4 protein-coding genes and 2 pseudogenes are annotated in these 6391 nt (G+C 59.8%); 4 read left to right on the plus strand and 2 right to left on the minus strand.

Annotation, left to right across the window (positions count from 1 at the left end):
- Positions 1 to 194: 194 nt before the first annotated feature.
- Together AB4Z52_RS30790 and AB4Z52_RS30795 are read right to left on the minus strand one after the other, a co-directional pair.
- The gene (locus AB4Z52_RS30790; RefSeq protein ID WP_442221663.1) at positions 195 to 947 is read right to left on the minus strand and encodes an SDR family NAD(P)-dependent oxidoreductase; all 753 of its coding nucleotides are present in this window, start codon (positions 945 to 947) and stop codon (positions 195 to 197) included.
- Positions 948 to 1463: 516 nt separating this feature from the next.
- Positions 1464 to 2423 carry an SDR family oxidoreductase gene (locus tag AB4Z52_RS30795; RefSeq protein WP_442221664.1) on the minus strand — a complete coding sequence of 320 codons (960 nt, stop codon included), beginning with the start codon at positions 2421 to 2423 and terminating at the stop codon, positions 1464 to 1466.
- 228 nt (positions 2424 to 2651) lie between these two features.
- On the opposite strand from AB4Z52_RS30795, the gene AB4Z52_RS30800 reads away from it, so the two are divergent.
- The 4 genes and pseudogenes from AB4Z52_RS30800 to AB4Z52_RS30815 all read left to right on the plus strand — a co-directional run bounded on the left by AB4Z52_RS30800 (position 2652) and on the right by AB4Z52_RS30815 (position 6280).
- The gene (locus AB4Z52_RS30800) at positions 2652 to 3230 is read left to right on the plus strand and encodes a TetR/AcrR family transcriptional regulator (protein ID WP_442221665.1); all 579 of its coding nucleotides are present in this window, start codon (positions 2652 to 2654) and stop codon (positions 3228 to 3230) included.
- Between the two features lie 108 nt (positions 3231 to 3338).
- Positions 3339 to 4162, plus strand: a pseudogene (locus AB4Z52_RS30805) (IS5 family transposase).
- A gap of 48 nt (positions 4163 to 4210) precedes the next feature.
- A pseudogene (locus AB4Z52_RS30810) lies at positions 4211 to 5176 on the plus strand (type IV secretory system conjugative DNA transfer family protein); the annotation flags it as partial.
- 159 nt (positions 5177 to 5335) lie between these two features.
- Entirely contained in the window at positions 5336 to 6280 is a 945-nt protein-coding gene (locus AB4Z52_RS30815; protein ID WP_442221666.1) for a HEPN domain-containing protein, read from the plus strand.
- The last annotated feature ends 111 nt before the right edge of the window (positions 6281 to 6391 follow it).

A 6391-nucleotide genomic window follows, 5' to 3' on the forward strand; every position in this document is an offset into this window, starting at 1 on the left:
TCAGTCTCCTTTTCAGTTGGGGCATTGTTCGTCCTGTCTAAGCAGGGCATCCCCCAGTTGAGATTTCGATGTCCGCTGGGCTCGTTGCGAACCGGCTCCCTGCCTCAACTCAGCCCGCATAGAATCAGAATTTGTGAAGGGTGGTCCCACGTCCGGCGGGGCTGGAGGCCAGCCAGTCGTGGGACCCACCCGGGTCAGACCTGCGCCCAACCACCATCGACGGCGAGATCTATACCGGTGATGTAGGAGCTTTCATCTGAGGCGAGGAACGTCAGGGCAGCCGCGATTTCCTCTGGCTTGCCCCTGCGACCCATTGGGATCTGTGCAGCAAACTGGGCGACCGCCTGCTCGGCTTGCTCAGCGGTAAGGCCGGTCGTTGTCGTCAAGGCGGGAGTCTCGATCGCGCCAGGGCTCATCGTATTGACGCGGATATTGCGGTCCTTCAGCTCCTGGGTCCAAGACCGCGAGAAGCTGCGAACAGCCGCCTTGCTTGCTGCGTAGGCGCTGAACGCTGGCAGCCCCATCACATTCGAGACCGAAGAGTTCAGAATGATCGATCCGCCGTCTTTGAAGATGGGAAGGGCCTTCTGCACCGTAAAGAACAACCCCTTGACGTTCACATCGAAGGTCTGGTCAAAATGTGCCTCAGTAGCTGTCGCGAGCGGCGCGACTGTCCCTGCGCCCGCGTTTGCGAAGAGAATGTCGATGTGACCATGTTTCTCTTTCACGATGGCGTAGAGCCGGTCCAAATCTTCCAAGCGCGAGACGTCGCCCACGACTGTTGTCACGTTTCTCCCGATAAGGGCCGCGGCCTCTTGTAAGACTTTCTCGCGTCGCCCAACGATCACGACCAGCGCACCTTCTTCCACGAAACGCTTGGCTGTGGCCAAGCCGATCCCGCTGCTTCCGCCCGTAATCACGGCGATCTTTCCATTCAGTCTTGTCATATCGTGCATCCTTCGCTTTTCTTAAGTGTGGTCGGGCAGTGCCTCTGTTGCCATTTGCACGTTTGCGCCCTATCCAACGGATCATCGATCCGCTTATAAACGGATCACCGATCTGTATATGTGGATCACCGGTCCACTTTACAAGGCACCTCCTGCGCGCCGAGGCAAATAAAATTTCAGCGACCTACTCTCGGTCGCGCGCGAGGTGATCACCGGGTATGGCCCCGACGCGTCAATGCGAGACATCTCTCGTCGTGCCGAAGTCGGGCTGATAAAGCTCATGTGCGTGTTCCTTGCGGGTGTCTCGTGACTCCCTCCGTCCCGTTGCTGGGCAGCGCCTCAGTTCCGTTTCGTCTCATGCTTCCCGTCTTGTGGAGCGCTGATCCGGATTTATCACTGAAACGATTATCAAGGGGTCCGCGTGAGCCGGGCAACGCGGCGCGTTGTCCGTATGTCGCTGGGCCGACGAGGTCTGTGATCGGCTCGTCGCGATGCGAGCCCCGCCGTCTGCTCAACTTAGCCGGCAGGGAAGTAATGGCCGCTGTCCAGATTCTCGAGCAGGCCCGGCTGAACCGGCTCCCAGCCGAGGGCTTGGCGCGTAACGGCGTTGGACGCGGGAAAGTCGCCCGTGACCACAGCCGACATGGACCCGAAGTAACCCGGTACCATCAGTTCGTCAGCGGGGATGCTCACCGTGGGCAGGCCCATGCGAGCGGCAACGGCCTCGGCAAGATCGCGGAATGGGATTCCTTCGTCACCGACCGCGTGCCAGGTCCTGCCGGCGGGGCCCTTCTCCAGCGCCAGGCGGAACAAGGAGGCGAGGTCACGGACGTGCACGGCGGGCCAACGATTTTTTCCCTCTCCGGGATAACCGACGGAGCCCTTCTCCTTCGCAAGCCCGATCATCTGCAAGCGACCGGTCGAACTGTGCACGATGAGGGGAATACGCACGACCGAAGAGCGCACGCCCCGCTCAGCAAGTCCGACCACCGTGCTCTCTACGACGTTGCGAGACACCAGAGTGCCTTCGTCCATGGGACCGCTGGGAAGGGCTGGATCATCCTCGGTCGCCGGCCGGCCGAGACTGACCGGTGCGCCTATGCGGCCCGCGCGGCCGACGTTCGTAGGCGTGGCGATGCTACCCGCCACGACCAGCGGCTTTCCAGTGCCCGCCAGCGCCTCACCGAACGCGAGCACAATCGACAGTTCCGAATCGCGCAGCGCGACGATCCCGCCGGACCCAAGCAGTTCAGCCCTGTAACCGAGATGGATGACGCCGTCCGAGCCCGCGGCCGCCGCCTTAAGCGCTTCGAGGTCGGCAAGATCGCCGCGACGAACGTTGGCGCCGAGCGCGGACACCGCGCCCGCGGACTTGTCCGACCGGGCCAGGCCGGTCACCTCGTGGCCAGCTGCGATCAAGTCGGGGATGACGTACGAACCAACGTGACCGGTCGCGCCAGTAACGAAAACATGCATGCTATTGCTCCTTGATAATGGGACCGGCCGCGGCGGCAAGGCTAGCCGACTGCTGCAGCCATGCCGCTTGAGCCGATGACGCCGAAAATGCGCATGTTCGTGCTTCCCATGGCTTCCACTTCCACGCTATCGAACAGCGCCTCTGTTGCCATTTGCAAACATGCACTATATCTATCGGACCACTGATCCGCTATATATGGATCACCGATCCTTTTATCAAGGCGAAATATGCGAGCGGACGCTAGGAAAAATTACGACCATATCCTCGCGGTCGCGCGTGACGTCGTCGCAGAGCACGGTGTCAACGCGTCCATGCGCGATATTGCCCGCCGCGCCGGCGTCGGGCTGGCCACGCTGCTTCGTCATTTCCCGACGCGGGAAGCCTTGTTTGAAGCGTTGGTGTGTACAAAGCTGGACGCACTGACGCAAAAGGCAGACGAGCTCGAAACGTCGACCCAGCCTGACGAAGCGCTCCTGTCTTGGTTTCGCGAATGGATAGCATTCGCCCAAGGCCAGAAGGGCGTTGTCGCAATGATGGCGGCCGCACACACGAACCCGGATTCCGCCCTTTATGCTTCATGCGCTGCGGTGCACTCAGCGAGCGCGCGATTACTGGCCCGCGCTCAGGGAGAAGGCAGGGCGCGCGCCGATATGAATGGGGACGATCTGTTTGGCTTGATGTCGGCGCTCGGATGGCTCGTTGACTTACCCTCATTTGCGCCACGGGCCGATCATCTCACTCACATTGTCGCGAGCGCCATCCTGGCAAATCCGTCGAGCAGCGATGTTGAGAAGGCAGCGTATTGAACAACGTCCGCATCTAACGGTCGATGCTCGCCCTCAACCGAACGGGAACAGGCCGCCCGCTGCGCAAGCGTAGGAGATCCACCTTGTTCCAGCCGTGGAGACTAGGAAGTGTGGACTCTTGGGTTTCCAAGGCTGAGCAAATCAGATTCAAGACTGTCTTTTGGAGGCAGTCAGGGTGTTTTGGATCGTCTAATCCTTCGGGACGAGCAGTGGGCGCGGATAGCGCATCACATCATTGGTGACGAGCGCACGCGCGGCTCGTCCGGCCGCGACAACCGCATGTTCGTGGAAGCAGTGCTTTGGATTGTGCGGACCGGCTCGCCCTGGCGTGACCTGCCGGAAGTGTTCGGCGAGTGGAACAGTGTCTTCCGCCGTTTCAGCCGCTGGAGCCGGAAGGGCATCTGGTGGCGCATGCTCGCCGCGATGTCGGAGGATCCGGACTTCGAATACCTGATCGTTGATTCCACCATCATCCGCGCCCATCAGCACGTTGCCGGCGCAAAAAAGGGGCTGAAGATCAAGCCCTTGGCCGTTCTCGCGGCGGCCTGAGCACCAAGATACACATGGCCGTGCGTGGTCTCGGCTGCCCGGTCCGCTTCACACTGACCGCAGGCCAGAAGGGCGATGCGCCGCAAGCCGATGCCCTGATCGAGGGCCTACCCGCCGACATCGTCATGGCCGACACCGCCTATGACAGCGATCGCCTGCGCAATGCCATCGCTGATAAAGGCGCTGTGGCGGTGATCCCCAACAATCCTTCCCGCGCCCAAAAATACCCGCTGGACAAGCATCTCTACGCCCAGCGCCCCCTGATCGAATGCTGCTTCTCGAGACCCAAGCAGTTCCGCAGGGTCGCTACGCGCTTCGAAAAAACCGCCGAAAACTACCTCGCAGTCGTCACTATCGCAGCAATCGTCCTATGGATCAGATAACTGTCCACACTTCCTAGGGGTCATAACAAGATGGGGTGGTTGCCGCCCTCCCATTGGAACGAGGAAGCCAAGACGCTGATCGGTGGCCTTCTCCTGAAAATCGCCGCCGTCAAAACGCAGAGCCGGCGCAATCTTGCGACGCTCAGGGAATACCTGACCTTGCCGCCCGACGCCTTTAGCGCGCTCCTCCGGCGCATGCAGGCGACTGACGCCGCGGCGGGGCTGATTGCGCGTGCCGCCAATCGTCATCTCGGCAAGTCCGACCGTGAAGCTGCCGGCGTGCTGTCGGCGGCTCAACGCCATACCCATTTCCTCGACAGTCCGCGCATGACCAACGTCCTCGGGCGATCGGACTTCGCATTCCGGGATCTGAAAGTGCGCACCGCAACGGTGTTCCTGGTACTGCCGCCCGATCGGCTTGGGACCTATTCCCGATGGCTGCGGCTCCTCATCACCCACAGCCTGATCGATATGGCGAGAGGCCCGGGAACACCGTTCGCGTCATCGACCGTGCCTCCGACCAGGTCGCTGGCCAAGCCTCCAACCAGGTTGGTTCTTTATCTGCTTGATGAGTTCGCAGCGCTTGGCCACCTCACCCCGGTCGAGCGCGCCATGGGCCTGATGGCAGGCTACGGCGTGCAGCTCTGGCCGATCCTGCAGGACATCCATCAGCTGCGTGCCAACTATGGCAAGCGGGCCGGCACCTTCCTGTCGAATGCCGGCGTGCTGCAGGTCTTCGGTGTCAATGATCATGACAGCGCCCGTCTCGTCTCCGATCTGCTCGGACAGGAGACCGTCGTCTTCGAGACCATCAGCCGCGCCCTCGATGCGGAAAAGTCCGGGCTCACATTCGGGGAGCAACATAGCGCTCGTCCGCTGCTCACGCCGGATGAGGTCCGTAACCTGCCGGCGCAGACCCAACTTCTATTTCTAGCCGGCCAGCGGCCCATCCTCGCCCGAAAACTTGCCTACTATGCCGACCCTGAATACACAGGGACGTTCGATCCAACATGAATGATGAATTCAAGGATATTTCGAAGACACTCGTTTGGCCGGGCGGCACCGACTGCGAAGCAATTCCGTAGATCGATCGGTCGACCGCCTTCTTTAGTTGCCGATTAAAAGAAATACACGTAAAAAGGTTGCGCCCCTTGTTAACAGCGAGCCGTTAGGATGGATACGATTCCCGGTGAAGATTTTGATGCGGCTTTGACATTGACCGATACGCTCAACCATTTACCTGCCAGCAAGAGACGCGAGCTTGCCCGCGCGCTGGAAATCCTGTTCGACGAGGTACAGACCTTCCGGGCGCACAAGCAGTCCGATCGCAAGACTGGCGGCAAGGTTTTGAAGGTCATTCTCTATGGCTCCTATGCGCGCGGTGATTGGGTTGAGGATCGCGCCAGCGGCTACCGGTCCGACTATGATCTTCTGATCGTCGTCAATGGCCAAAGCTTCGCCGAGGAAGACGATCTTTGGCTCGCTCTCGAGGAGCGGCTCATCCAGGCGCAGATCGCTCGTCATATCCAGACGCCTGTCGTGCCGATCATTCACAGCCTTGCAGATGTCAACGATCAACTGGCACGCGGCCGGCCCTTCTTCATCGACATCGTGCGGGACGGCAAGATCCTCTATGAGGCGCCGGGACATCCGCTTGCCGAGCCGAAGCCGCTGACGCCAGAGGATGCTAAGGCCGAAGCGATGCGGTATTTTGAAAAATGGCTACCTGACGCTGCGTTTTTCCTCGAAATGGCTTTATTCGCTATTGGCAAACACCAATACAACCATGCAGCCTTTAATTTGCATCAGGCTACCGAGCGCGCATACCACTGCTTTTTATTTGTCTGCACGCTCTACAGTCCAAAACTTCATCGTATTAAGGTTCTTCGGTCAAAAGCAGAAGATATCGATGGCCGGCTGATCGAGGCCTGGCCGCGCGACACCCGTATAGCCCGACGCCGCTTCGAACTTCTGTCGCGCGCCTACGTCGAGGCGCGCTATTCCTCACAATATAAAATCACGGTCGAAGAGCTTGAATGGCTGATCGAACACGTCAGAATGCTTCAGGAAATTGTCGAGCAAATCTGCCGTGAACGGCTGGAAAAAGCGGGCCTGTAGTCTCCAGACTTTGACGCCGCCCAACCCCTGTCATACGCGGCTTGGAATGAGTAGGATTCTATCCTACTTCATGCTATAATCATGGAGAGATACAGGAGATCAATCCATGCG

The sequence above is a fragment of the Rhizobium sp. 2YAF20 genome, from assembly GCF_052114685.1.
Lineage (GTDB): Bacteria > Pseudomonadota > Alphaproteobacteria > Rhizobiales > Rhizobiaceae > Rhizobium.